General features: G+C 65.8%; 25 protein-coding genes. 22 read left to right on the forward strand and 3 right to left on the reverse strand.

Going from position 1 to position 26,475, the window contains the following annotated elements; all coding sequences use genetic code 11:
• The first annotated feature begins 261 nt into the window (after positions 1–261).
• The 14 genes from ACFOPH_RS09310 to ACFOPH_RS09375 all read left to right on the forward strand — a co-directional run bounded on the left by ACFOPH_RS09310 (position 262) and on the right by ACFOPH_RS09375 (position 15,879).
• On the forward strand, positions 262–1,440 hold the full coding sequence (locus ACFOPH_RS09310; RefSeq protein WP_379734872.1) for a glycosyltransferase family 4 protein: 1,179 nt from the start codon (positions 262–264) through the stop codon (positions 1,438–1,440).
• Positions 1,441–1,699: 259 nt separating this feature from the next.
• Positions 1,700–2,245: an FxDxF family PEP-CTERM protein gene (locus ACFOPH_RS09315; protein ID WP_312547290.1), complete on the forward strand. Its 546-nt coding sequence runs from the start codon at positions 1,700–1,702 to the stop codon at positions 2,243–2,245.
• Positions 2,246–2,488: 243 nt separating this feature from the next.
• A complete protein-coding gene (locus ACFOPH_RS09320; protein WP_379734874.1) occupies positions 2,489–4,012 on the forward strand; it encodes an undecaprenyl-phosphate glucose phosphotransferase in 1,524 nt (507 codons plus the stop codon).
• Entirely contained in the window at positions 4,002–5,198 is a 1,197-nt protein-coding gene (gene epsL / locus ACFOPH_RS09325) for an XrtB/PEP-CTERM-associated polysaccharide biosynthesis outer membrane protein EpsL (RefSeq protein ID WP_379734876.1), read from the forward strand. Before ACFOPH_RS09320 ends, epsL begins: the two co-directional genes overlap by 11 nt.
• A gap of 46 nt (positions 5,199–5,244) precedes the next feature.
• Positions 5,245–6,165 carry an EpsD family peptidyl-prolyl cis-trans isomerase gene (locus ACFOPH_RS09330; protein ID WP_312547295.1) on the forward strand — a complete coding sequence of 307 codons (921 nt, stop codon included), beginning with the start codon at positions 5,245–5,247 and terminating at the stop codon, positions 6,163–6,165.
• A 37-nt stretch (positions 6,166–6,202) separates the two neighbouring features.
• Positions 6,203–6,991, forward strand: a complete 789-nt coding sequence (gene epsE / locus ACFOPH_RS09335) for a polysaccharide export protein EpsE (protein WP_379734878.1) — start codon at positions 6,203–6,205, stop codon at positions 6,989–6,991.
• 31 nt (positions 6,992–7,022) lie between these two features.
• Positions 7,023–8,432, forward strand: coding sequence for a chain length determinant protein EpsF (gene epsF, locus ACFOPH_RS09340; RefSeq protein WP_379734880.1), 1,410 nt, complete (start codon positions 7,023–7,025; stop codon positions 8,430–8,432).
• 2 nt (positions 8,433–8,434) lie between these two features.
• Positions 8,435–9,322, forward strand: coding sequence for a chain length determinant protein tyrosine kinase EpsG (gene epsG / locus ACFOPH_RS09345; protein ID WP_312547298.1), 888 nt, complete (start codon positions 8,435–8,437; stop codon positions 9,320–9,322).
• Entirely contained in the window at positions 9,319–10,227 is a 909-nt protein-coding gene (xrtB, locus tag ACFOPH_RS09350; protein ID WP_379734882.1) for an exosortase B, read from the forward strand. Before epsG ends, xrtB begins: the two co-directional genes overlap by 4 nt.
• Positions 10,224–10,913 (forward strand): exosortase-associated protein EpsI, B-type, encoded by a 690-nt coding sequence (gene epsI, locus ACFOPH_RS09355; protein ID WP_379734884.1) that lies wholly within the window; start codon positions 10,224–10,226, stop codon positions 10,911–10,913. The genes xrtB and epsI overlap by 4 nt, the downstream gene beginning before the upstream one ends.
• Positions 10,910–12,430: a hypothetical protein gene (locus ACFOPH_RS09360; RefSeq protein ID WP_379734886.1), complete on the forward strand. Its 1,521-nt coding sequence runs from the start codon at positions 10,910–10,912 to the stop codon at positions 12,428–12,430. Before epsI ends, ACFOPH_RS09360 begins: the two co-directional genes overlap by 4 nt.
• An 80-nt stretch (positions 12,431–12,510) precedes the next feature.
• Positions 12,511–13,746 carry a glycosyltransferase gene (locus ACFOPH_RS09365; protein ID WP_379734888.1) on the forward strand — a complete coding sequence of 412 codons (1,236 nt, stop codon included), beginning with the start codon at positions 12,511–12,513 and terminating at the stop codon, positions 13,744–13,746.
• Positions 13,743–14,567, forward strand: coding sequence for a hypothetical protein (locus tag ACFOPH_RS09370; protein ID WP_379734890.1), 825 nt, complete (start codon positions 13,743–13,745; stop codon positions 14,565–14,567). The genes ACFOPH_RS09365 and ACFOPH_RS09370 overlap by 4 nt, the downstream gene beginning before the upstream one ends.
• Before the next feature lie 64 nt (positions 14,568–14,631).
• The gene (locus tag ACFOPH_RS09375; protein ID WP_312547308.1) at positions 14,632–15,879 is read left to right on the forward strand and encodes a glycosyltransferase; all 1,248 of its coding nucleotides are present in this window, start codon (positions 14,632–14,634) and stop codon (positions 15,877–15,879) included.
• A gap of 336 nt (positions 15,880–16,215) precedes the next feature.
• Here ACFOPH_RS09375 and ACFOPH_RS09380 read toward each other — a convergent pair whose 3' ends face one another.
• Entirely contained in the window at positions 16,216–18,327 is a 2,112-nt protein-coding gene (locus ACFOPH_RS09380) for an ATP-dependent helicase (protein WP_379734893.1), read from the reverse strand.
• 441 nt (positions 18,328–18,768) lie between these two features.
• Positions 18,769–18,984: a hypothetical protein gene (locus tag ACFOPH_RS09385; RefSeq protein WP_312547312.1), complete on the reverse strand. Its 216-nt coding sequence runs from the start codon at positions 18,982–18,984 to the stop codon at positions 18,769–18,771.
• Between the two features lie 206 nt (positions 18,985–19,190).
• On the opposite strand from ACFOPH_RS09385, the gene ACFOPH_RS09390 reads away from it, so the two are divergent.
• The 8 genes from ACFOPH_RS09390 to ACFOPH_RS09425 all read left to right on the forward strand — a co-directional run bounded on the left by ACFOPH_RS09390 (position 19,191) and on the right by ACFOPH_RS09425 (position 25,629).
• Positions 19,191–19,367 carry a hypothetical protein gene (locus ACFOPH_RS09390; RefSeq protein WP_312547313.1) on the forward strand — a complete coding sequence of 59 codons (177 nt, stop codon included), beginning with the start codon at positions 19,191–19,193 and terminating at the stop codon, positions 19,365–19,367.
• A gap of 35 nt (positions 19,368–19,402) precedes the next feature.
• Positions 19,403–19,978 carry a chromate transporter gene (locus ACFOPH_RS09395; RefSeq protein WP_379734895.1) on the forward strand — a complete coding sequence of 192 codons (576 nt, stop codon included), beginning with the start codon at positions 19,403–19,405 and terminating at the stop codon, positions 19,976–19,978.
• Positions 19,975–20,562, forward strand: a complete 588-nt coding sequence (locus ACFOPH_RS09400) for a chromate transporter (protein WP_379734897.1) — start codon at positions 19,975–19,977, stop codon at positions 20,560–20,562. Before ACFOPH_RS09395 ends, ACFOPH_RS09400 begins: the two co-directional genes overlap by 4 nt.
• Positions 20,563–20,761: 199 nt before the next feature.
• On the forward strand, positions 20,762–21,601 hold the full coding sequence (fghA, locus tag ACFOPH_RS09405; protein WP_312547316.1) for an S-formylglutathione hydrolase: 840 nt from the start codon (positions 20,762–20,764) through the stop codon (positions 21,599–21,601).
• A gap of 207 nt (positions 21,602–21,808) precedes the next feature.
• Positions 21,809–22,279: an Hsp20/alpha crystallin family protein gene (locus ACFOPH_RS09410; RefSeq protein ID WP_379734899.1), complete on the forward strand. Its 471-nt coding sequence runs from the start codon at positions 21,809–21,811 to the stop codon at positions 22,277–22,279.
• A 119-nt stretch (positions 22,280–22,398) separates the two neighbouring features.
• A complete protein-coding gene (locus tag ACFOPH_RS09415; protein ID WP_379734901.1) occupies positions 22,399–23,127 on the forward strand; it encodes a phosphoribosyltransferase in 729 nt (242 codons plus the stop codon).
• Positions 23,124–24,269: an SRPBCC family protein gene (locus tag ACFOPH_RS09420; RefSeq protein ID WP_312553901.1), complete on the forward strand. Its 1,146-nt coding sequence runs from the start codon at positions 23,124–23,126 to the stop codon at positions 24,267–24,269. The genes ACFOPH_RS09415 and ACFOPH_RS09420 overlap by 4 nt, the downstream gene beginning before the upstream one ends.
• A gap of 19 nt (positions 24,270–24,288) precedes the next feature.
• A complete protein-coding gene (locus ACFOPH_RS09425; RefSeq protein ID WP_379734903.1) occupies positions 24,289–25,629 on the forward strand; it encodes an erythromycin esterase family protein in 1,341 nt (446 codons plus the stop codon).
• A 44-nt stretch (positions 25,630–25,673) separates the two neighbouring features.
• Here ACFOPH_RS09425 and ACFOPH_RS09430 read toward each other — a convergent pair whose 3' ends face one another.
• A complete protein-coding gene (locus tag ACFOPH_RS09430) occupies positions 25,674–26,321 on the reverse strand; it encodes a zinc ribbon domain-containing protein (RefSeq protein ID WP_379734905.1) in 648 nt (215 codons plus the stop codon).
• Positions 26,322–26,475: the final 154 nt, after the last annotated feature.

Raw genomic sequence — 26,475 nt, forward strand, 5'->3', positions numbered from 1 at the left:
CATGCCCTGATGACGCATGTGGCAAATATTATTTGGTTGTCCTACATCCAGCTCGACATTTGTCCTTTTTTCCTATCAGACTTCTCCTACACTGCGCAACCAGTTGAAGAAAAATTTTTAACCCGTTGTATTCATGGCGGGTTAATCAATAACGTATTGACACCACCTTTTAGTAAATTAGAATTGATTTCTAGGTAATAGAACTAGATCAATTTCCTCCCCCAAGCCAACATCCCTCGCTAATCATCTCGTGGAGTCGTAATGAACGACAATATCTCGGTAATGGTGTTGGGCTTGCGAGGATTTCCTCAGGTCCAGGGAGGCGTGGAAACTCATGCCGAACACCTGTATACGGAATTGGCCAGGATGGGCTGCGAGGTCGAGGTCGTGGTACGCGGCAGCTACCAGCCGGCGTCCAATCCCGACGTCTGGAAAGGCATCCGCTTCACACGGCTGTGGGCACCGCGCCAGCGCGCCCTGGAAGCAATCGCCCATACCTTCGCGGGCGTCCTGTTGGCCGCATGGCGCCGTCCGGACGTGCTGCACATCCACGCAATCGGCCCTGCCTTGTTCACCCCGCTGGCGCGCCTGCTTGGATTGCGCGTCGTCGTGACGCACCATGGCCCGGACTATGACCGCCAGAAGTGGGGACGCGCGGCGCGCTTCGTCTTGCGCCTCGGCGAGCGCTTCGGCATGGGATGGTCGAGCGAACGGATCGTTATCTCGAAGCTGATCCGCTCGCTCGTGCGCGACAAGTACCAGCGCGGCAGCACCTTCATTCCGAACGGCGTCGAGCTGCCAGATAGCCCGCCTGGCACGCAGGCGATGCAGACCTTCGACCTGCAACCAGGGCGCTATGTCTTGCTGGTAAGCCGCCTGGTGCCCGAAAAGCGCCACCTCGACCTGATCGAGGCCTTCGCGCTGGCCGAAGTCAATGGCTGGAAGCTGGTGCTGGTAGGCGCGGCGGACCACCCTGACGAGTACATGCGCCGCGTGCTGCGCGCCGCGCGGCAGACACCGAACGTTGTCTGCACCGGCTTTCAATCCGGGCCGGGCCTGCGCGAGCTGTATGCACATGCCGGCCTGTTCGTGCTGCCTTCTTCGCACGAGGGACTGCCCATCGCCCTGCTCGAAGCGCTGAGCCATGGCCTGCCCGCCATCGCCAGCGACATCCCGGCCAATCGCGAACTGGGCCATCTCGGGGTCGAGTTCTATCCCGTGGGCGACGTCCGCAGCCTGGCCGGGCGGATGCGCGCGAGGATGCTGCGCGAACGCAGCGTGGCCGAAGCCGCCGCCGTACAGCAGCGCGTCGCCGAGTCCTACTGCTGGAAGCACATCGCAAGCGAGACACGCGCCGTGTATGCCCGGATCCTCGGCAGGGCTGCCGCCCCCAGAAGGCCGCTGATCCACAACGAAGGCGTCGACCTGTCCGAACAATAACCAGCTCCAGGCGGAAGCCACCACCATGAATACGATGATTCGCGCGCCGCGCAACGGCGCGCAACAGGCGAGTCACGCCCGTTCTCGCCCCCCATCGTGCTGCAGCGACGTACAGCAACTTTCCGACAGTCTACGGGCGCGAGGTTTCCCCTGTCGATCGAACCGAGCTTGTCGTATGCGGATAGCGATTGAAGCATCGCGACGATCTCATCACCGCGTCGAATCCGGCGCTTTTTTGACCTTGACGAAGGAGCAGTCCATGAAATCCACGAAGCAATTACTTACAGCGATTGCACTGGCGGCGGCGGCCGTCACCGCAAGCGCTGCCGACTATGAATTGACCACCAACCTCAACCTGGTCAATACGAAGAACTTCGGCAACGCGTTCAACGGAACGGAGTATTACGGCAAGACCTTCCTGGACACCTACAACTTTGAGTTCCTGAGCCAGTCGGACTTAGACGCGGTCGTGACATCGATCGCTACCCGCAACATCTTCGACCTGAACATCACCTCGTTCGACCTGTACAACAGCGCCGGCCTGGTGCTCAACGGCTCGCAGGAAAACAGCGGCGGCCTGGACCTGTGGTTGCTCTCGGGACTGGCGCTAGACGGGGGCAAGTACTCGCTCAAGGTCGGCGGCAGCATCCTCGGCACCGCGGGTGGTTCCTATGGCGGGAATATCAACGTCTCCCCGGTTCCGGAACCCGAAACCTACGCCATGCTCGGCATCGGCCTGGCGGTCATCGGCTATGCGGGCCGCCGTCGCAAGGCCCGTCCACCGGCTGGCCAAGCCCCGGCCTGATGCGCGCAGGCCGGTCTGTCCTGGAAAGTTAGTCGCAGTCCATTACGAAATCCTATAACTAGCAGGCCAGGAACTGGCTTTGAAGAAAAGAGCCGGATCCTGGCCAACAACGATTCAGCAGAGTCCTATCCAGTGCTCGAGCCGAAGGGATCGCCCCAGCTTGAGGGGCCCGGTAACCAGGGCCGACAACAGAATCCAAAACAGAAATCCTTATGCCAACTGTACAACTGGACGCGAACAGACATGAACAACTTATTCGAACAAACCGTCGAGGTAGCGGAAGACGAACCAGAGCCGCGGGTCAGCGCAGCCGAGCCACAAGCTGCGGCCGCCAGGCACCGGCATCCAGAACATTCCGGAAAGCATAAGCTCCCGGTCCTGATGAATGCACTCAGACTCGCCGACATCGGTGTCCTGCTGCTGGCGGGGTTCGGCGGCTACTACCTGCGTTTCGGCTATGTCGCCCACGTGCTGCCCGAAAGCCATCTTTTCATCTACCTGAGCACGCTCCTGACCGTGGTGTCGCTGCACGTTGCGCAGGCCTACGATATGCGTTCGATCGCGACGCCAAGCACATTGCTCAGTTCGCTGTTGGCCGGCAGCGCCGCCGCCCTGCTCCTGATGCTGTTCTGCGGCTACCTGTCGGGCACCCTGCATTTCTATTCGAGGGCGTGGCTCGGCTTCAGCATCGGGGCAGCCGCCATCCTGCTCCTGCTGAACCGGATCGTCGTGATCCGCCATATCCGCAACGCGGCCCGCGGCAACAGGCTGACCGAATCGGTCGTCGTCGTCGGCGCCAACGAACACGCCGAGAAAATGCTGGCGGCCATACAGGGAGTGCCGCACAGCGCCATCTTGCCGGGCAAGGTCGATATCCTGGGCGTGTTCGACGACCGGATACAGCGCGAAGTCCCGGCCTCCTTACGCTCGAAAATGCTCGGCTCGACGGATGCGATGCTGCACTTCATTCGCCGCAATCATGTCGACCGGGTCGTCGTCGCCCTGCCATGGGTGGCATCGGACCGTATCGACAGTCTGCTCAGGAAGCTGCGCACCGTGCCCGTCCAGATCGACCTGGTTCCCAGCGACATGATCTGGCAATTTTCCGGAATTAACATGGAAAGACTGGGATGCATGCCGGTCGTGACCATCGCCAATGGCCGGGTCATCAAGCAGATGGGCGCGGCCAAACGCATCGAGGATCTCGCCATATCCAGTTCGCTGCTCCTGCTGCTGGGCCCTTTGCTCCTCCTGATTGCACTGGCGATCAAACTCGACAGCAAAGGTCCGGTCATCTTCAAGCAGCGGCGCCACGGTTTCAACAACGAAGTGTTCGAAGTCTACAAGTTCCGTTCGATGACCGCGGGCGCGCCGCCCAGTGGCAAGGTGATCCAGGCGGTACGCAATGATCCGCGTGTCACGCGCCTCGGCAAGTTGCTGCGCCGCACGAGCCTGGACGAGTTACCGCAACTGTTCAATGTTCTGCTAGGCAACATGTCGATTGTTGGTCCGCGTCCGCATGCCGTGGAGCACAACATCGAGTATGGCTCGATCATCTCGGAATACTTCGGGCGCCACAACGTCAAGCCGGGCATCACCGGCTGGGCCCAGATCAGCGGATTGCGCGGCGAAACCGATACGGTCGAAAAGATGCATCGCCGCGTCCAGTTCGACCTGCACTACATCGAGAACTGGTCGCTCGGATTCGACCTGAAGATCTTGCTGATGACCGCCGTCGCCGTCTGGACCGATCCGAATGCGTATTGACCGACAGTTTCCCGTGCACGCCGCACGCATCGCGGCGCTGGTCGCCGTCGGCTGCATGGCGGCCGGTGGCGCATGGGCCCAGGACAGCTTTATGCCTTATGTGGCCTATTCCATCGCCTATGACGACAACGTGTTCGGCCTACCGGACGACATCGATTACAAGGCCCTCGCAGGCCGCGCAAGCGGATCGGACACGGTGCGTACCGCCCACGCCGGCCTGAAGATGGACTACCGCCTGTCGCGCCAGCGTTTCGAAGCAAGTGCCGACTTCTCGCGCGCTGCCTACGCTTATTTCAAGGCGCTCGACCATAGCGGGCGCGACCTGCAGGCGACCTGGCACTGGCTGGCCGGAAAAGACTTCTCCGGCACCCTGGGCGCCAGCGAAGTGCGCGCGCTCAACCAGCTGACCAGCATCGACTCGCTCGAACGCAACCTGCGCCGTACCCGGCGCGGCCATGGCGACGGCGCGTGGTTGCTGACGCCGTCATGGCGCCTGCGCATGGGCGGCGCGAGCTTCCAGCTCGACCACGATCTCGCCAGCCAGCGCTTCGGGAACATCTCGGAAAAAACCTGGGAAACCGGCGTCGACTACCTGGCCCGCTCCGGCAACAGTATCGGGATTGTCGCCGGCCTGCTGAACGGTCGTTACCCTGAGCGGCGTACGGCCGACGGCGGCGCCGAACGCTACCGGCAACGCGACGCGAAATTCCGGATCGACTGGCGCTATTCCGGAAAGACGCGACTCGAGATGCTGCTCGGCTGGAGCGCGCGCAAGGCGCGCGGCGCACGCGTGGCCGATTTCAGCGGGCCCAGCGCACGCATCGAGGCGACATGGCAGCCATCGGGCAAGACCCTGGTCGAGGCTGGCCTCTGGCGCGAGGTCGCCGCCGCCGACGAGGTGCTGGCGTTCTATTCGCTGAACACGGGCGCGTCGCTGGCGCCGACCTGGCTGATCAGCGAAAAGACCTCGCTGCGCGCCGCGCTGCGCTACGAGCAGCGCGACTTCGAAGGTGCGCCCGTGCGCATCTCCGATACCAGCCGCAGCGCGACGCTCACGCTCAGCCACGCCCCCAGCCGGGCCCTGCGGTTTCAGCTATCGGCATTCGCATTCGACCGCAACAGCAATAACCGGGCGCAGCAGTATTCCCGGAAGGGGGCCTCTCTTCAGGCCCAGTACCAATTCTGACACCCGCAACATGTTCGATGAGACTTCCAGTTTACGGAAAATGATCATGAAAAAAACCAGCTCTCTTCATCTCGCCAGGCGCACCGCGGCAGCGGCCTGCTGCCTGCTCGCCCTCGCCGCCTGCGAACGGCGTCCGCCCACGCCAGGCGCCAACGCCCAATGGGTGGCCAAAGTCGACGACCACGAAATCACCGTGCACCAGGTAAATGCTGAACTGAGCGCCGCCGGCGCCGTCGGCCTCGCGACCGATTCGCCCGTCGCGCAGCGGCGCGCCGTCGAAGCCCTGGTCGATCGCCGCGTATTGGTCGATGCGGCGATGAAGGAGGATCTGCACCGCGATCCCGAAGTGGTCCAGGCGATCGAGAAAGCCAGGGAGCAGATCGTCGCCCAGGCCTATCTGCGCAAGGTCGTGGGCCAGCCGGTCAAGCCGACGCAGGCCGAGATCGACGACTATTTCGAGAAACATCCGGCGCTGTTCGCCCAGCGCAAGCAGTACGACATGCGCCACATCCTCGTCGATAACGCCCATTTCGACGACGAGATGAAGGCGCTGGTCAACAGGGCGCCATCGCTGGACGAGGTCGAGCGCGCGCTCGCCGCGAAAAACACCGGGTTTTCGCTGCAGCACAGCACACCCACGGGCGCCGACCTGCCGCCCGCCATCCGCGACAACATCGATGCGCTGGTGGGCGGCAAGCCGTTCGTGATCCGCACCGCTTCCGGTGTCCTGGTGGCGGCGCTCACCTACGTGAAGGATACGCCGCTCAGCAGGCCGGAAGCGTCCGCCGAGATCACGGACCAGCTGACGGGCGCGCGCGTACGCCAGGCGATCGCCGCGGAAGTCGAGCGCCTGCGGCGCCAGGCGCGGGTCGACTACCAGGACGGCTATGGCCCGGCCGCGGGCCGGAAAGCGTCGGCGAACGCCGCTTCCGCGCATATCGAGCAAGGCGTCGCCGGCTTGCGCTGATGGCGGCATTCCTGTTCATCCATCGGAGACCTCTGCCATGAAAACACTCTACCATTTCGCGACCGCCCTGTTCCTCACCATGACTGCCGCCCTCGCCGCCGCTGCCGACCTCCCGCTCGGCCGCGGCGACGTGCTCAAGATCAGTGTCTTCGGTAATCCCGACCTGAGCCTCGAAGCCAAGGTCGGCGAGTCCGGCGCCATTACGTTCCCCCTGATCGGCGAAGTCAGCGTCGAGGGCCTGGTTCCGGCCGAGGCCGAACGCACGATCGCCAGGCGGCTCGAGAGCGGCGGCTTCGTGCGCCGGCCCCAGGTCAACATCCAGGTATCTTCGTTCCAGAGCCAGCAGGTGTCCGTGCTCGGACTCGTGAACCGCCCGGGACGCTATCCGATGGACGGCAAGCGCACCCTGGTCGACATGCTCGCACTCGCCGGCGGCATCAGCCCCGAAGGCGGCGATACGGCGGTACTGGTCCGCAATCGCGCAGGTCAACCGTACAAGGAGGTGATCGACCTGCCCGACATGATGCACAGCGGCGACCTCCGGGTCAACGCCGAGCTGCAGGGCGGCGACATCATCTACGTCGAGCGTGCGCCGAAGTTCTACATCTATGGCGAAGTGCAGCGCCCCGGGGCCTACCGCCTCGAGAAGAACATGACGGTCATCCAGGCGCTGTCGGCCGGCGGCGGGTTGAATCCGCGCGGCACCGAACGCGGCGTGCGCATCAAGCGTCTCAACGGGCACGGCGGGCTCGACATCATTGACGCCGGCCATGGCGACGTGCTGCGACCGGACGATGTCGTGTTCGTCCGTGAGTCGCTGTTCTGACCTTCTTCATCTTCCACCAGCGAGTTTCTCCATGAACCTCAACCAGCTTCTGCTGATCCTCTACGCCCGGCGCAAGATCGTCCTCGGCACGCTATTGACGACCATGCTCACGACGCTCGTCCTGACGCTGGTCCTGCCGAAGACCTACGAGGCGAGCACGGCGCTCGTCATGAACTTCAAGGGCAGCGACCCGGTGACCGGCTCCACGATCCCGGCCCAGATGATGCCCGGCTACATGGCGACCCAGGTCGACATCATCCAGAGCAGGAGCGTGGCGACGGGTGTCGTCGAGCGCCTGCGGATGCAGGACGCGCCTGCGGTGCGGCGCAAATTCCAGGAAGAGCGCGAGGGGCGCGGCGACATCAAGGACTGGCTTGCCGGCATCCTGCTGAAAAACCTGTCGGTGGTGCCTTCGCGCGAGAGCAGCGTGATCGGCCTGAGCTACCAGGGAAGCGACCCGGAGTTCGCTGCCGCGGTGGCGAACGCGTTTGCCCAGGAATACAAGGAGACGGCGATCCGGTTACGGGTCCAGCCGCTGAAGGAGGCCACGGCCTACTTCAGCGAACAGATGGAAACCTTGCGCGCCAACCTTGAGCGCTCACAAAGCCGCCTCTCGAAGTTCCAGCAAGACCATGGCCTGGTCTCGGTCGATGTCCGCATGGACGTCGAAAACGCGCGCCTCAACGATTTGTCGAGCCAGCTCGTCGTGGTCCAGGGCCAGCTCGCCGACGCCGTCTCCCGGCAGCGCGAGGTCATGCGTGGGAATCCGGCGGACATCCCCGACGTTGTCGCCAATCCTTTGGTCCAGACCCTCGGCGCCCAGCTCTCCCAGGCCGAGGCGCGCTTCGCCGAGATCGACAGCAGGCTGGCCGCCAACAATCCGCTCCACCAGAGCGCGAAGGCCGAGGTCGACAAGATCCGCGCGGCGCTCGCGGCCCAGGTGCGCACGGCCTCGAACAGCGTGACCTCGGGCGCCACGATCCTGCGCAACCGCGAGGCGGGGATCGTGGCCGCGCTGCAGGACCAGAAGGCGAAGGTCCTTGAACTGAACCGCACGCGCGATGAGCTGGCCGTGCTCACGCGCGACCTGGAAAACGCACAACGGGCCTATGACGCGCTGCTCGGCCGCTTCAACCAGACCAGCCTCGAAGGACAGTCGAACCAGGCCGACGTGGCAGTGCTAAGTCCAGCCCTGGCGCCCGTGTCGCCCTCGAGCCCGCGGCTATCGCTGAACCTGGCCCTGGCGCTGATGCTTGGCCTGCTGCTCGGTGCCGGCGCCGCTATCGTGATCGAGATGCTGGACCGGCGTGTCCGCTCGCACGCGGACCTGATTGCGGATGACCTTCCTTTCCTCGGCCAGGTAGCGATCGGCGCCAGCCAGGCCGATACCCAGGGCACGCCGGTCCTGTCATGGACGCGCCGGGTCATCACGGGAGGATGAATATGAACGTCGTCAACAAACCCTTGTCCAGGCGCGGTTCCGATTTCAGCCAGCCCGTTGCCGAGCGCACCATTGGCATGCTGCTGGTCGAGGCCGGGAAGATCGGCGCCGAAGACGCCGAGCGCATCCTGCTGCACCAGAAGTTGCGCAGCATCCGCTTCGGCGAAGCCGCCATCGAGCTCGGCCTGGTCGAGGCGGAGGACATCCGCCAGGTGCTCGCCAAGCAGTTCCAGTACCCTTATCTGCGCACGGGTGAATCGGCGTTCACGGACCGCCTGATCGCGGCGTACCAGCCCTTCAGCCCCGAAGTGGAAGCCCTGCGCGCGCTGCGCAGCCAGTTGATGCTGCGCTGGTTCAGCGCCAGCCGCCGCGGCCTGGCCGTGGTAGGCGTCGGCGCGGGCAGTGGCGCCGCGGCCATGCTGGCGGCCAACCTGGCGGTCGTGTTTTCCCAGCTCGGCGAGCAGACCCTGCTCATGGATTGCGATCTGCGCGCGCCGAGCGCACACGACACCTTCAGGCTCGGCGGCAGGCCCGGCCTGTCGGACGTGCTGGGCAGGCGCCACGCGGGCGATGCGATCCAGCGGATCGCGCCCTTTGTCGACCTGTCGGTGCTTCCCTCGGGCACGCAGGCGCCGAATCCGCTCGAGCTGCTCAACCGCTCCTCCTTCCAGGAACTGTGCGTGCAGGTCATGTCGCGCTTCGACGTGGTGCTGTGCACGACGCCGCCGACGGCCGTCGGCAGCGACTGCTTCACGATCGCGTCCCGGGTCGGCGCCGCCCTCCTGGTCGCGACCAGGAACGCGACGCGCCAGAGCGACCTGCATGCCGCGGCCGCCCAGCTCAGGCAAGGCGGCGTGACCCTGGTCGGCAGCGTATTGGCGGAGGCATGATGCGCGCCGCATCCCCGTTCCTGCCGGCGCCGTGGATCGCGGCGATCCGGTCGAACATCCCGACCTGGATGCCCTTCTGGACCGGCCTGGTGCTGCTGTACGTGCCGACGCTGCTCGATCTAGTCCGCGGCCATTGGCGCAACGACGACCAGGCGCACGGACCGCTGATACTCGGCCTGGCGTTGTGGATGATGTGGCGTAACTGGCCGCCTGCCTCCTCCGGCGAGCGTGGCAGCCCGGCACCGGGCTGGGCGATGGTGGCGACCGGGCTGCTGGCCTACGTGGCTGGCCGTTCGCAGTCGATCCTGATTCTCGAAATCGGTTCGGCGATCTGGCTGCTGGCGGGAATCATCGCTATCCAGCGCGGCCTTGCAGTCGTGCGCAAGCTCTGGTTCGCCTTCTTCCTGCTGTGCTTCCTGCTGCCGATGCCGGGCAGCGTCGTCGCCATGATCACCCTGCCGATGAAGCTGATGGTCTCCTTCCTGACCGAACACATTCTCTACGCGGCCGGCTATCCGATCTCGCGCAACGGCGTGCTGCTCCAGATCGGCTATTACCAGCTGCTGGTGGCCGACGCCTGCGCCGGGCTGCAAACCGTGCTCACCCTGGAAGCGATGGGTCTGCTGTACATGAACGTGGTGCGCTATTCGTCGCCTCTACGCAATATCGTACTCGCCCTGTGCATCGTGCCGATCTCCCTGCTCGCCAACGTCATCCGCGTCGTGGCGCTGACGCTGGTCACCTACCACATCGGCGACGAAGCCGGCCAGGGCTTCCTGCACGGTTTCGCCGGCCTGGTCCTGTTCGCCTCGGCCCTGGCCCTGATCATCGGTCTCGACAGCGCCCTGCGCATGATCGCCCCCGGCCCGCGCGCGCACCGGGTGTCCACAGGGAGTACGCCATGACCGCGCGCCCGAAGCGCAACGGCATGCTGGCGCTGCTGCTGATGGCGCTGGCCGCGCTGCTGGCCAGGGTGGCCGCGCCGAATGCGATGCTGGCCGATACCCGCGCCCGCCTTGCGCTCGACGCCGTGGTACCGGAATCCTTCGGCGCGTGGCGGCTGGACCGGTCGGCATCCACCGTCCTGGTCGAGCCGGCGCTGCAGCGCGCCATCGACGCGGTCTATACCCAGACCCTGTCCCGTGTCTACGTCGACCCGCAGGGCGAACGCATCATGCTTGTCGTCGCCTATGGACGGGACCAGTCCGACAGCTTCCAGGTCCACCTGCCCGAGGGCTGCTACCAGGGCCAGGGCTTCGCGGTCCACAGCTCCGCTCCCGGCTCCGTCGCGACACCTTTCGGCGTCATCCCGGCCCAGCGCATGATCGCCGAACGCCAGGCCCGCCGCGAGGCCGTCACCTATTGGGTCGTGGTCGGCGACCGGCTCGGCGCAGGCGACTGGGAGCGCAAGAAGATCAAGCTCGCGTACGCCCTCGAGCGCACCGTGCCGGACGGCGTTCTGGTGCGGGTCTCGAGCATCGGATCCGATACCCGCGCCGCCTTCGTCGCTCAGCAGCGCTTCATCTCGGCCATGCTGGGCGCCGTGTCCGGGGACGGACGCCGCGCCCTGCTCGGCGAGGGTCGCCCATGAAGGTCCTGCCGCGCACCGCGGATACCGGGTCCGGCGTACCGGCGCGCCGGTCCGACCATCCTCCGCCGCTGCTGTCGGCGTGTGTCGCGCTGGCGCTGGGCGCGGCCGCGGTCCTGACCGGCATGATCGCCGCCACCGCGCACCCGCTGCTGATCGCCCTGGGCGCGGGCGCGATACTGAGCGCCCTGCTGCTGCTGTTTCCGAAGCTGAACATGTGGCTGGCGATCGTGCTCGGCCTGGGCAGCGGGACCCTGCTGTCCCTGGCCGGCGGCGTGGCTGGCAAGATGCAATGGGGGATCGTGCTGCTGTCGATGATCCTGTTCGTCCCCGTCCTACTGCATGCCCTGCCGCGCCCGCGCCTGCCGCTGTTCATGTGGCTCTACCTCGTCTTCGTGCTGCTCTCGCTCGCCACGACGCTGCTGAACTGGAACGGCCCGGCCGCGCTGGTTGCCGGCGCCAAGCGCTATTACCAGTCCCTCGGCATCATGCTGGCGCTGGCCCTGGTTCCGCTGACGTGGAAGGACACGCGCCGCCTGCGCGTCAGCCTGCTGGGGATCGGGCTGCTGCAACTACCCTTCGTGCTGTACGAGGCCATCGTGCTGGTACCGATCCGCGCCAGCATGCGCTCGGACCAGGGCAGCGAAGTCACCGACGTCATCGCGGGGACGTTCGGCGCCAACATCCGCGGGGGCAGCCCCGGGGCCGAGATGGTGGGCTTTGTGCTGATCCTGATCGCCTTTGCCTGGGCCCGCTGGCGGGTGGGCCTGCTGTCGACCGGTAAGCTCATGGCCTTCATTGCCTTGATGCTGCCCTGCGTCACACTTGGCGAAGTGAAATTTGTCGTGTTCCTGTTTCCACTCGTGGCGCTGGTGCTCTACAAGGAAGATATCGTCGCCCGGCCCGGCCGCTTCGTTCCCGCCATGGTGCTGGCCGGTCTCGTGACCGCCGCTTTCGTCTATTTGTATTTCGGCTACTTCTCGCGCGGCGCCGTCGGCGACGGCTTTGACAGCATGTTGCGATACAACGTCGCGGAACAGGGCTATGGCCAGTTCCTGCTGAACCGTTCCAGTGCGCTGGATTTCTGGTGGGAGCGGCAAGGCTCGCATGACCCGGCCGGTTTTCTCCTCGGACATGGCCTCAGCAGTTCCTACTGGACAACCGATCCGAACGTGCCTTCCGGCGCGATCGGCGCGCGGTTTCCCTGGTACGGCATCGGCCTGACCGCCGCCTCGGCGCTCTTGTGGGACGTCGGCGTACTCGGCGCACTGCTCTACCTCGCCGTCTTCCTGGTCGCCTTCCGCCAGGCGGGACGCCTGTACGCCCGAACGCAGGATGCGGAGACGCGTTGCACGCTGCTGGGAATCCAGGCCGCGCTGGCGGTGTTCGTCGCCTTTATTCCCTACAAGGATTCGATGCTCACCATCTTTCCTTTCCAGATCGTGATCGCGCTCGTGCTCGGCTTCCTGGCCCAGATCCTCAGGAATCCGGACGTCCTGCGCGCCCCTCGCCAACCATGACCCTACCCGGAGCGACACCCGCCATGCGCATTCTCTTTCTTACCTATGAGTCCTGGCCTACCCATCGCGCCGACGTTACCGTGTTATTCGGCAAATATCTGCGCCGCCACGGCATCGGCACCGACATCGTTGCCGATGCCGCCGAATGCGGCGAGGAGGTCGGCCCGGTCTGGGACGGCGGCGCGGTGTTCGGCTGCCGGCGCCCACGGAGCCGGCCGGCGCAACACCTTGCGAAACTCTGGCTGAACGTGCAGCGCATCGTTCGCGCCGACAAGGCGCACCATGCCTGCATCCAGGTCCGCGACATGTCGCTCTCGGCCCTGGTCGCGCTCGCGGCGGCGCGCGTCAAGGGGATTCCTTTCGTGTATTGGCTGTCCTACCTGCAATCCGAAGGCCATATCGGGCGTGCCCGCGCGCGGGGCCCGCGCGCCGGAATGAAATACTGGTATCCCCTGGTCGAAGGCCTTGCCGGTCGCTTCATTCTCTACCGCATCGTGCTGCCGCGCGCCGACCACGTGTTCGTCCAGTCCGAGGCGATGAAGGCGCGGCTGGCCGCCGCCGGGGTGCCGGCATCGAGGATGACGCCGGTGCCGATGGGCGTCGACACGGAAGACAGCGATGCCTGGCTGGCGCCGCCGGCGCAGGCCGCGGCGCTCGCTGGCCGGCGCACGCTGGTCTATCTCGGCCTGCAGGACAGGGAACGCAAGCCCGAGCTGCTGCTGCACATGCTGGCGCAGGTCAGGCTGCGCGTACCCAACGTGGTCCTGGTGATGGCCGGCGACACCGCCGACGAGGACCAGCGCGCGTGGCTGCGCAAGGAAGCCGTGCGCCTCGGCGTGGCCGACCACCTTGTCTGGACCGGCTGGCTCTCGCGGCGCCAGGCCTGGGCCTGGGTGCGTGCGGCCGAACTCGGGCTGTCCCCGATTCCGCGCGGCGAGATCTTCGACGCCTCGTCGCCGACCAAGGCGGTCGAATACATGGCCTTGTCCGTGCCGGTCGTCGGCAATGACAGTCCGGACCAGAAACTCGTCATCGAAGCGAGCGGCGCCGGAATCTGCGTGCCGCTCGACGCCGCCTCGTTCGCCGAAGCGGTCGTGTCCCTTCTGAACGACGAGCAGGCGCGGCGGCACATGGCGGCGCGCGGGCCGGCCTGGGTGCGGGCGACGCGTTCCTATGCCCACCTGGCCACGACCGTGGCCGGCGTGTACCGCCAGGTCTGTGGCGGGCAGCCGGAACACAGCGCCGATCCCGTCGGCGAGGGAGATGCGTGCACCATCGCTGCCGATACCGCCAGAGAAGACGCGGGAGTGCAATGAGTCGCCCTTTCGGCATCGGCAAGACAGCGGGCGCGCTCGCGCTCGCGGCGCTCGCGCTGCAGGTGCGCGGACAGGACATCGACGCTGTCATCGACGACATGCGCCGGGCCAGCGAGGCGCTGCCGATCGCCCCGGAATACGCCTGGCAACGTGCTCCGCAGATCGTCCAGTACACCCCGCGCGGCGCCATGCTGCCCGCCTGGTGGCGCGGCGCGCGGCCGGAGTGGTGCCACGCCGCTCTCAGCTGGTACACCGCTTTCGAGGCCGAGGGCAATGCCGCCGGCAATACGCGGGTCCAGGTGCGCAACCTGCGCCTGTACACCCTGTCCGACGACAGCCGGAAGTGGCGCCTGGCCGACCTCGCGCACATCCCGCATTCGGACCGCTGGGAGTACCCGTTCCGCATCGCCGGTAACGGGACACGGCTGGACGTGCGCGACGAAGCCGGTGGCGGGCACTCGGTCAGGCCGCAGTACCCCTATTTCCTTCATGGATACGGCAGGACCGTGCTGCTGGAAAACCCGGGCGACGTGCGCGCGGTCTTCGTCGCGCTCGAGTTCCGCCTGGTGCTGGAGGACCCCGCCAAGCCGGACGACCGCTCCCGTGCACGCTACGTCGTCAACGCGGGAGCCGACTATTACCCGGGCCTGGGCCGCGACTGGGGCATGGCCTATGCCCCGGGCATCGGCAGCGGCAGGTACCTGCTGGCCACCGCCGACTGGCGCGTCGCCACCCTGCTGGTACCGAATACCGCGCTGGGTGCGAGCTTCGAGGAACTGCGCCGCAATCACCCACCATTGGGCCCGGCCCTGGACGACTAATGAACGACAAGGAATCGCGCATGAATAACGCCTGGATGGTCCACGTCTCACGGAAGGAAGGCCCATGAACCGCTGCCTTCCGTCGAATCGGCTGCTATCGATCAACAACTATTTTTACCGGCGCGGCGGGGCCGAGGTCGTCTTCCTCGAGCAGAACCGCCTGTTTGCAGAGATTGGCTGGGATGTGATTCCCTTCGCCATGCGTCACCCTCTGAACCTGTCTTCACCGTGGAGCGACTATTTCATCGACGAGATCGAGTTCGGCCACGACTACTCGCTCGCTGAAAAACTGACGATGGCGCACAAGGTCGTGTTTTCGCTGGAGGCGCGCCGCAAGATCGTGGCCTTGTCACAGCGCGTGCAGCCGCACATCGCTCATGCACATAATGTCTACCACCATATTTCACCCTCGATCTTTGGCGCGCTGAGGGAGCAAGGCATTCCCACGCTCCTGACGCTGCACGACCTGAAATTGGCCTGTCCCGCCTACAAGATGCTGACCCATGATGGCATTTGCGAACGCTGCAAGGGAGGAAAAGTCTGGAATGTGCTCACCAATCGCTGTGTAAAAGGCTCGTCCACGGTCAGCGCCGTCGTGTTCGCCGAATCGGTGCTGCATCGCCTGCTCGGCACGTACACGCGGAATGTGGACCGTTTCATCGTGCCCAGCCGCTTCTTCCTCGAAAAATTCGTCGAGTGGGGCTATCCCAGGGAACGCTTCGTGCATATCCCAAACTTCGTCGACGCCGGCGCGCTGAAGCCGCAGGGTGTCCCCGGCAGTGCCTTCACTTTCGTCGGCCGCCTGAGCGCGGACAAAGGGCTGGCAACGTTTGTCCGGGCAGCCGCGCAGGCACGGGTGCCGGCGCGCATTGTCGGCACGGGTCCCGAAGAGCAGCCCCTGAGGGCGCTCGCCCACGCGCTGCAAGCCGACGTTACCTTCATGGGCTACCTGAGCGGTAAAGCCCTGTTCGACGCCATCCGCCAATCGCGCGCCGTGGTCTTGCCATCCGAACTGTATGAGAATGCCCCGATGAGCATCATGGAGTCCTATGCACTGGAGCGGCCGGTCGTCGGCTCGGCCATTGGCGGCATCCCGGAACTGGTGCGTTCAGGCGAGACCGGAGAACTGTTTGAAGCCGGCAACGTGGACGCCCTGGCGGCGGTGCTGCGTCGCCTCGCCGCGAGCAGTAGCAGCCGCATCGCCGCAATGGGCAAGAACGGACGCGCCTGGATGATGGAAGACTTCAGCGATCTGCGGTACCGCGAGCGCCTGCTCGCTCTTTACGCGAATGTCGGGGTCCCTTGGGGTTGATGGGGCATCCCAATACGATGACAAGATGCACTGCATGCATCGCATTTACATGAGCGTATAAGTACTTGATCTGATTGGACTTACTTCGATATCCACAAGAAATGTGGATAAGTATGTGGAAAAGGGGCTCTTGACAAGCCGCAAGCGCAGTATTGATGCGGGTTTCAATAAAATGCCCGTTCTGGAGGCAAAAACAAGACCCTTATAAATCAAGGGCTTGCACGAATGCTTCGGAGGTGTTGTAAGACTCTATAAGAAGATTCCTACAAAAATACTGCTTAGGGGATAAGTCAGCAATCGTGCGTCTGGATCCGCTCAAGGCGTGCCCGCCCCTGCCTATTTCCAGGCATTGCGCGCTCGTTCGCGCACCATCATCCGCACGCTGTCCGGCATTGGCTTCCTCGACTGCAACTTATCGGCCGTGATCCAGACGCATTCCTCGAAATGTTTCAGCATGGCCGGCGTGAGGAAACGGGTGCGGGTCGCGTACACATGGCGGTCGCCCATCTGCGCCTGCTGCTTGATGAAGAAGCGGTTCGGCACCACCAGGTGCAGGTGCTCTTTCGCCCGCGTCATCGCCACGTACAACAGGCGCCGCTCTTCCTCGATATCCTCGGCGCTGCCGGTGCTCATGTCGGAGGGAATGCAGCCGTCGATCACGTTCAGCACGTGGACCGACTTCCACTCCTGGCCCTTGGCCGAGTGGATCGTCGACAGGATCACGTAGTCCTCGTCCAGCAGCGGCGGGCCGGCGCGGTCGCTGGTCGCCTCGGGCGGATCGAGCGTGATCTCGGCCAGGAAACTCTCGCGGTTGCCATAGCCGCCGGCCAGCTGGGTCAGCTGCTCCAGGTCGGCCGCGCGCACCGGGGCGTCGTCGTGCAGGCGCTCCAGGTGCGGCAAATACCACTCCTTGGCCAGCTCCAGGTCCGCCGGCCAGCACAGGCCGGGCGTGCGCAGGCGCCGGTAGAGGGCGACGAAGGCTTGCCAGTCGCCCTGGGCCTTGGCCGGCGCTTCGAAGGCCTCGATTGCCTGCACGGCCTCGGGCGCCGCGGCGACAGCGTCGAGCAGGCGCGTGGCGGTGGCCGGACCGATGCCGGGGATGAGTTGCGCCACGCGAAATCCCGCCAGCCGGCCGCTGGGATTTTGTGCGAAGCGCAGCACCGCCAGCACATCCTTGATGTGCGAGGCTTCCAGGAACTTCAGGCCGCCGAACTTCACGAAAGGAATGTTACGGCGCATGAGTTCGAGCTCCAGTGCCGCGCTGTGGCTGGCGGCGCGGAACAGCACCGCCTGGGCGGTGAGCTTGATGCCGGCTTCGCGGTGCTCGAGGATGCGGTTGCAGACCCAGCGCGCCTGTTCGGCCTCGTCGGGAATCAGGACCAATTGCGGCAGGCCGGTCGCGGCCTTGTCCGTCCACAGGGTCTTGGCGTGGCGCTCGAGCGCGGCGGCGATCACGGCGTTCGAGGCGTCCAGGATCGGCTGGGTCGAGCGGTAATTGCGGTCCAGCGTGATCACCTCGGCCGGCTGCGAGAACTGCTTCGGGAAGTCGAGGATGTTGCGCACCGTCGCGCCGCGGAAGGAATAGATCGCCTGGGCGTCGTCGCCGACCACCATCACGCCCTGGCCATCGGGCTTCATGCCGCTGATGATCGCCGACTGCAGGCGGTTGGTGTCCTGGTATTCGTCGACCAGCACGTGGTCGAACAGCGCGCCCAGTTCCGGTCCCAGTTCGGGATCAAGCGCCATCTCGGCCCAGAACAGCAGCAGGTCGTCGTAGTCGAGCACGTTCTGTTCCTGCTTGGCGTCGACGTAGGCGCCGAACAGGCGCTTCAATTCGTCTTCCCATTCGCTGCACCAGGGGAAGGTGCTTTGCAGGACCTGGGCCAGCGGCTCGCGCGAATTGACCACGCGCGAATAGATGGACAGGCAGGTGCCCTTCAGCGGAAAGCGCTTCTGGGTCTGGGTCAGGCCGATCTCGTGGCGCACCAGGCCCATCAAATCTTCGGCATCGCCGCGGTCGTGGATGGTGAAGGACGCGTCCAGGCCGATGCGGCCGGCGAATTCGCGCAGCAGGCGCGCCCCGATGCTGTGGAAGGTGCCGGCCCAGGGCAGCGTCGTCACCTGCGCCGTGGCACGACCCGCGCTGCCCATGATGCGCTGCAGGACATTGCCGGCGCGCCGGGTCATCTCGTTGGCCGCGCGCCGCGAGAAGGTCAGCAGCAGGATGCGCTGGGGATCGGCGCCGCCCTGGATCAGGCGCGCCACCCGGTGCGCCAGGGTATTCGTCTTGCCGGAGCCGGCGCCGGCCACCACCAGCAGCGGCCGCGTGGCCGGCGCCCCGATGTCGTGCTCGACGGCGGCGCGCTGCGCCGGATTCAAGCTGGCAAAAGGATCGTCGGCGGTCGTGGGGTCGGACGAGATCGTTGAGGGTGCGGCGGCGACGGTCATGGAAGAAGGACAGGGAGCGGACAGCTCAACTGTACATTTGTCCAGTACGCTTTCGCAAGTGCATTTTGCATTCCAAATCGACAAGCTTGTGGCAAAAAGCGCGCACCTGTCTCGCCGCCTCTTCAAACCTTCCCCTAACAAGCTGTGCTAAGTGGGCGAATCTAAAGGGCTTTTCGGGATATCCACAAAGTTTGTGAATAACTTTGTGGAAAAGCCGGGGCTTGACATCGCGAAAGCGCGGCAGGATGCGGCTTTCAACAAAATGCCCAAACGGCGTGCAATGCCGAACACAAGGAAAATCAATGACTTGCACGCATTTCCAGAGACTGGCGTGCAAGTGTGCTGGAATTAAAAAAAAGAAATTTTTGTGTATAAGCGAGGCCCTTGCGGCGCCACAAAGATGCAGTTCTGATATCGCATATCCAACCTGCAGAGCAACTTTTACTGACTGGCACGGCGTCGCGCCGGTTCCAGCAAGACCCGTTCGATCACGGCGCACGCGACATTACGCGAGCGCAGGTACTCGACCGCGCACATCGTGTTGGCATTCGACTGGACCGCGATCCCGTCGTCGACGATCACGCGCTGCCGGACATCGGTACGGGCCTCACCCGCGTCCAGTACGGCAACGCCGCCTGGGTCTGCACTCTGCGCCATCCGTCCCCCACCTTGTCGTCGTTAAACTCCTTGCGTAAAGGAGTATTGATCAAGAAGCGCCAATGTCAATGTCATTTTTCCATCGAAAAACAAATAAGAGCGGCGCCGCCTCCCCTTCGCATCCCGCCATCCATCCTTGCGCCATCCATTTCCCAGGACGCCTAGAATGGCCGCGCTGTTCCCATCAATCCACCAGCGAGGCATCCATGAGCACGACATCTCAACCGGATATGAACCCTGGCGACGAAGCCGCGCCCGGTACGCCCGGCGCCGGCGAAGACATCTGCGACGCCTGCTCGGGCAGCGGCAAGCAGGCCGACGGCAAGCCCTGTCCCCAGTGCGGCGGCAGCGGCAAGGTCATGCGCGGGATCGGAGGCGGTTAGTTGCGTAGTAGAAACATCAAGGCGATAATCGCTGCATGACGACCGAGCCATCCAGCGACCATCCGCGCCCCGCCACCCTGCCCGACCTGTTCATCGCCTTCACGCTGCTGGCCCTGCAGGGCTTCGGCGGCGTGATGGCGGTCGTCCAGCGCGAGATGGTCGAGCGCCGGCGCTGGCTGACCCAGGACGAATTCATCGAAGATTGGGCGGTGGCCCAGATCATGCCGGGACCGAACGTGGTCAACCTGTCGATGATGATCGGCGCGCGCTACTTCGGCCTGGCCGGCGCCATGACCGCCCTGGCCGGCCTGCTGGCGGCGCCGCTGGTGCTGATCCTGCTGCTGGCCACCGTGCATGCCCGCTTCGCCGGCAATCCGTACGTCGCCGGCGCCCTGCGCGGCATGGCGGCGGTCTCCGCCGGGCTGATCGCCGCCACCGGCCTGAAACTCACGAATGCGCTGGCGCGCAATCCCATGCCGCTGGCCTGGTGCATCGCCATCGGCGCGCTGGCCTTCGTGCTGCTGGCCCTGGTCAAGGCGCCGCTAATCTCCGTGTTGCCGCTTCTCGGCGGCCTCGGCTTCATCCTGAGCTACCGGAAGCTGAAGTCATGAGCGCCCAGGCCGTCGCCCTGAGCCTGTCCTGGCACGACTGGCTCAACCTGTTCGCGCATTACCTGATGCTGTCGCTGATGTCGCTCGGCGGCGCGATCGCGACCACCTCGGAAATGCACCGCTTCCTGGTCGAGCAGCGCGGTTGGCTGACCCAGGCCCAGTTCAACGATTCGATCGCCCTGGCCCAGGCCTCGCCCGGCCCGAACGTGCTGTTCGTGGCGCTGATGGGCTGGCAGGTCGGCATGAACGCCGGCAGCACCACGGCCGCCTTCCTTGGCGTCGCGACCACGATGATCGGCATCATGCTGCCCTCGACCGTCTTCACCTACCAGGTCGCCCAGTGGGGCCACCGCAACCGCGAACTGCGCGCCGTGCGCGCCTTCAAGCAGGGCATGGCGCCGATGGTGATCGCGATGCTGCTGTCGACCGCCTGGATCCTGGCCAGCTCGGGCGCGCGCGGCGCGGCCGACTGGCCGCTGTGGCTGCTGGCCATTGCGAGCTGCGTGGTGGTCTGGCGCACCAGGATTCACCTGCTGTGGGTGCTGGGGGCCGGGGCCGTGCTCGGGGCGTTCGGGATCGTGTGAAGGCTGGCGCGCGGCTTTTCGGCTGATCGAGCATTCTACGGCGTGGGTTCAAGAACCCACCCTACAAACCGGTTTTACGTAGGGTGGGTTCTCGAACCTACGCGGTACGACATCCGATCAATCGAAACGCCACGCGTTGCCCGCCCCAAACTGAACCAAACTGGCATACTTGCACCGTCACCCAACAACGGATAACAACATGACACAACTCCTGAGCGAACACGCCTGCTTCGGCGGCACCCAGCGTTTCTACCAGCACGACTCGAGCGCCATCGGCCTGCCGATGAAGTTCTCGGTCTACCTGCCGCCCGGCGCCGAAGGCAAGCAGCTGCCGGTGCTGTTCTACCTGGCCGGCCTGACCTGCACCGAAGAGACCTTCATGACCAAGGCCGGCGCCCAGCGCGTCGCGGCCGAGGAAGGCCTGATCCTGGTGGCGCCCGACACCAGCCCGCGCGGCGCCGGCGTGCCCGGCGAGACCGACAGCTGGGACTTCGGCGCCGGCGCCGGCTTCTACGTCGATGCCACGCAAGCGCCATGGGCCCAACGCTACCGCATGTACAGCTACATCCTGGAACTGCGCGAACTGGTGATGCGCGAGTTCGGCGCCGACCCGGCCCGCTGCGGCATCTTCGGCCACTCGATGGGCGGCCACGGCGCGCTGGTGCTGGCACTGAAGAATCCGGAGCTGTTCCGTTCGGTCTCGGCCTTCGCGCCGATCGCCGCGCCCTCGCGCTGTCCCTGGGGCGAAAAGGCCTTCGGCGGCTACCTCGGCACGGACCGCGCGGCCTGGCACGCGTACGACGCGACCGAACTGGTCGCGAGCGGCCCGGTGCGCTTCCCGCAGGGGATCCTGGTCGACCAGGGCCTGGCCGACAAATTCCTGCCCGACCAGCTGAACCCGGACGCCTTCGAGGCCGCCTGCCGCGCCGCCGGCCAGCCGCTCGCGCTGCGCCGCCATGCCGGCTACGACCACGGCTATTACTTCATCTCGACCTTCGTCGAGGATCACCTGCGCTTCCACCGCCGCCAGCTCGGCTGAGCGCTCCACCGGCGCGCTCCGGTTGGTTCAGACCGTCCGGCGCGCCACTGGTTCCCTCTTTCCGCATGTCCGCTAGCCCTGCGCAATTACCCGCGCACTAACGCGTTCCCTCTTCTTCCGCGCGCCTTGAAAACGCGGCGGCGCTGCCCTATAAATCAGGTGCGGCGCCATGCCGCGCATGTTCATCATGATGAAAGGAGGCCTATCATGAATCTCGTCAGAAGAGGCAGTACGCCACTGTCGGCTTATCGCTCGGGTGCGGTCGAGGACCAGTTCGGCCGCCTCGTCGAAAGCATGTTCGAAGACTTTTTCGCACCGCTGGCGCAGGGCGGCGGCGGCCTGCGCGACAGCGCCGCCGTGCCGCGGCTGGACATGAGCGAGACCGAACAGGCCTACGAAATCCAGGCCGAGATGCCGGGCGTCGACAAGGAAGACCTGAAGGTCGCCATCGATCGCCAGCGCGTCACGATCGAAGGAGAATGCCGCAAGGCAAACGAGCGGCGCGAGGGCGAAAACGTGGTGTATTCTGAACGTTCAGCACGCAAGTTCATGCGCAGCTTCACCTTGCCGACCGAGGTCGACGATACGGCGGCACAGGCGAAACTGGAAAACGGCGTCCTGCACCTGACGCTGCCCAAGAAACAGGGCAGCGAGGCGCGCCGCCTGACCATCCAGTAAGCCTTGCGGCGGCAAGCGCGGCGGCCGGCAGCGGCGCCTGTAGTAAAGCTGGAGTAGTAAAGCCGCCAGTAGTACAGCCGGCAGTGGTACAGCCGGTTGGATGGCTCGGAGTGCACGACATGACGGACCTCGAGCGTTTCAAGAATCGCGCCCAGGCCGGAATGTTGCTGGCCAGGAGGCTGGCCCCGTATGCGCGGCACGCCGCGACGCCGCGGTCCGCAGCCGGGCCCGATGCCATCGTGCTGGCCCTGCCGCGCGGCGGCGTGCCGGTCGCCTTCGCGGTGGCGATGACGCTGGAGCTGGAACTCGACCTGCTCATCGTGCGCAAGCTCGGCCTGCCCTGGCAGCCCGAGTACGCGATCGGCGCCGTCGGCAGCGGCGGGGTGCAGGTGCTGCAGCCGGGCGTGCCCGGCCTGATGGGCGTGACGCGCGAGGAGGTCGATGCGATCGCCGCGCGCGAGCTGGCCGAGATCGAGCGGCGCGCCCGCGTGTACCGGGGCGGGCGTGCCGAGCCGGCGTTGGCGGGTCGGGTCGCGATCGTCGTCGACGACGGCATCGCGACCGGCGCGACGATGGCGGCGGCGGTCCAGGTCGCGCGCCGGCGCCAGGCGGCGCGCGTGGTGGTCGCGGTGCCGGTGGCGCCGCCGGAGACGCTGCGCGCGCTGGCGCCGGACGTGGACGAACTGGTCTGCCTGGCGGCGCCGCCGCGCTTTCGCGCGGTGAGCCAGTGGTACGACACGTTCGACCAGACGAGCGACGAGGAAGTACAGGATTTGCTGGCGATGGCCTGGCGCCACCAGGACGATCGCCGGCCTGATCAACAACCCAACAGAGAGGACAGAACATGAAACAGACGAGCACCGAGACCGGTTTCGATTTCGACACGAACGATCTTGCCAAGCTGCTGGGCGGCGCCGCCGCCGGCGCCCTGCTGATGTACATGCTCGACCCCGATCGCGGCAGCGCACGCCGCTCGATGTCGACCGCCGCGATCCGCAACGCCGGTTCGCGCACCGGCAGCGCGCTGGGCAATGTCTGGCACGGCATCGGCGAACGCGTCGGCGCGATGGCCAGCCAGGCCGGCGACGCCGCCGGCGACCTGGCCGACGAGGCCGGCACCCGCGCCAACCGTATGCTCGAGTCGGCCAAGCCGAACGGCGCCGGCCACCGGGTCTGGAACGATACCGTGAACGGTGTCTCGCACATGGCCGACAAGGCCGGCGACGAACTCGACGTCGCCGGCTCGCGCCTGAGCCGCCTGGCCAGCCAGGCCGGCGACAGCATGATGGGCGCGCTGAACCTGCACGGCCGCGACGACCTGAACGCCCTGCTGCGCAATCCGGCGGTGGTCGGTGGCGGCCTGCTCGGCCTGCTGGGCCTGATGCGCCGCTCGCCGCTGGCCGGCATGCTCGGCCTGGCCGGGCTGGCGCTGGCCGCACGTAACGCCGGCGGCGCCGGCGGCCAGGGACTGTCGAGCCTGCTCGGCAGCGGCCGCGGCCGCGGCCAGAGCGTCGAGCTGGAGAAATCGATCCGCATCGATGCCTCGCCCGAGGACGTCTATGAAATGTGGAGCAACTACGAGAACTTCCCGCGCTTCATGTCGCACGTGGTCGAGGTGCGCGACACCGGCCGCCGCCGCTCGCACTGGGTGGTGCAGGGGCCGGCCGGCAGCCAGTTCGAGTGGGACTCGGTGCTGACCGAACAATCGAAGGGCAAGCGCCTGGCCTGGCGCAGCGAACCGGGCGCCCAGATCGCGAACGCCGGCTCGGTCACCTTCGAGCCCTACCGCGGCGGCACCCTCGCCACCGTGCGCCTGTCGTACACGCCGCCGGCCGGCATGGTCGGCCACGGGCTGGCGGTGCTGCTCGGCGCGGACCCGAAGCGCCAGATGGACGACGACCTCGCCCGCATGAAGCACTTCATCGAACGCGGGGTGATCCCGCGCGACGCCGCGTCGCGCGAGAAGCCGGGCAGCCGCTTCCTGCACTGAGCCGCACTGACCCGAGGTCATGGTGACCGCGACAGACATCAGCGCCGCCGCCCTGGCGGATGCCGCCCACCCGCTCGACGGCGGGCCGGGCGACTACGACGCCCTGATGAACCTCGTGGGCGACGCCCGCTTCGTCCTGATCGGCGAAGCGACCCACGGCACCCACGACTTCTACGAGGAAAGGGCGCGCATCACCCAGCGCCTGATCCGCGAAAAGGGCTTCACCGCCGTGGCCGTCGAGGCGGACTGGCCCGATGCCTATCGCGTCAACCGTTACATGCGCGGCGAAGGCCGCGACGGCTCCGCGAACGAGGCGCTGTCCGGCTTCGAGCGCTTCCCGGCCTGGATGTGGCGCAACACCGACGTATCCACCTTCGTGGACTGGCTGCGCGCCCATAACGAGGGCGTGCGCGCCGGCCCGAAGGTCGGGTTCTACGGGCTCGACCTGTACAGCCTCTTTACGTCGGTAAAGGAAGTACTGAACTACCTCGAACAAGTCGACCCGACCGCCGCAGCGGAAGCGCGGCGCCGCTATGCCTGCTTCGACCACTACGGCGAGGACAGCCAGCACTACGGCTATGCCACCGGCGTCGGCCTGTCGGAATCCTGCCAGCAAGGGGTGCTGACCCAGCTGCAGGAATTGCAGCAGCGCGCCTTCGACTACATGCAGGCCGACGGTGCCTCCGCCGAAGACGCCTTTTTCTACGCCCAGCAGAACGCGCGCCTGGTCAAGAATGCCGAAGAATACTACCGCACCATGTTCCGCGGCCGCATCTCGTCCTGGAACCTGCGCGACAGCCACATGGCGGAAACCCTGGACGCGCTGGCGCGCCACCTCTCGCGCGACGGCGAGCCGGCGAAGATCGTGGTCTGGGAACACAATTCCCACATCGGCGACGCCCGCGCGACCGAAGTGGGCGGCCTGGGAGAATGGAACGTCGGCGAACTGGCGCGCAAGGCCTACCCCGGCCAGACCTGCCTGATCGGCTTCTCGACCTACGACGGCCACGTCACGGCCGCGTCGGAGTGGGATGGCCCGGCCGAGCGCAAGCGCGTGCGCCCCGCCCTGCACGGCAGCTACGAGGAATTGCTGCACCAGGTCGGCCTGCCGCGCTACTACCTGAACCTGCGCGACGACACCCCGGTGCGCCGCCTGATGCTCGAACGCCGGCTGGAACGCGCGATCGGCGTGCTCTACCTGCCGCGCAGCGAACGCCAGAGCCATTACTTCAACGCCCAGATGGCCCAGCAATTCGACGCCATCATCCACATCGACCGCACCGACGCCCTGGTGCCGCTCGACGCCACCAGCGGCTGGCATTCGGGCGAACCGCCGGAGACGTATCCGGAAGGGATCTGAACGCGGCGCTCTCGGCCATGCAGGCGGGGCCGGCGCAGGCCCGTTCAGCTCTGTCGCGTCCCGCACTCCGTGCAGAACTTGGTCCCCGGCTGCAGCATCGTCGCACAGCTCGTGCAAGCGACCTGCTGCACCATCCTGAAGCCGCATTCCGGGCAGAACTTGCCGCCGTGGGTCTCGGCCCGGCATTGCGGGCAGACCAGTTGCATCGCCTCGTCGACGGCGTGGCGCCCGCCCCGCACCTTTCCCTCGGCCGTGGCGCGTTCGGACGCGGCGGACACTTCGCCGGCCGCCCGCGCCTGGATGATCTTCACCTGGACATTCGGCGCGCAGTTGAAGCACAGGCCGTTCGCCGCGTCGAAACAGGTGCCGCACACATAGTCGTGACAATTTCCGCAGCGGTTGAAATGCGCCTTGCCTGCGGCGATGGCCTCGGTAAAGGCCGCGTCGCGTGCGCTGTGCCAGCCTGCCTCGGCCATCCCCGAGAGGACCCGGCTGGCATTGCCCAGCATGCCGCCGAACATGCTGGCGCCCTTCTGCAGCCAGCCCGAGGCCTGGGCGCTGCGGTAGGGCTGGAAGTGGGTGCGCCAGCGGTCGCTGCAACGCTCGCAATAAAACTCGAACTGGAAGCCGGCGTCGACGCCGGTGGCATCGCTCAGGTCACGCACATTGCTCGCAAACTGCATCTCGGACATGGTCTCTCGCCTGTTGTCATATCAGCGGCGATTATATGCAGTTAACAAAAAAGCACCATGCAATCCGCATAGCGAACGCGACGGCGTCGTGGATGTACCACGCCGTCGCGGCTGCAACAATTTGCCAACAATAAACTGGTCATTGCCGGGTTTT

The sequence above is a fragment of the Massilia haematophila genome, assembly GCF_042647645.1.
In the GTDB taxonomy this organism is placed as follows: Bacteria; Pseudomonadota; Gammaproteobacteria; order Burkholderiales; family Burkholderiaceae_D; genus Telluria; species Telluria haematophila.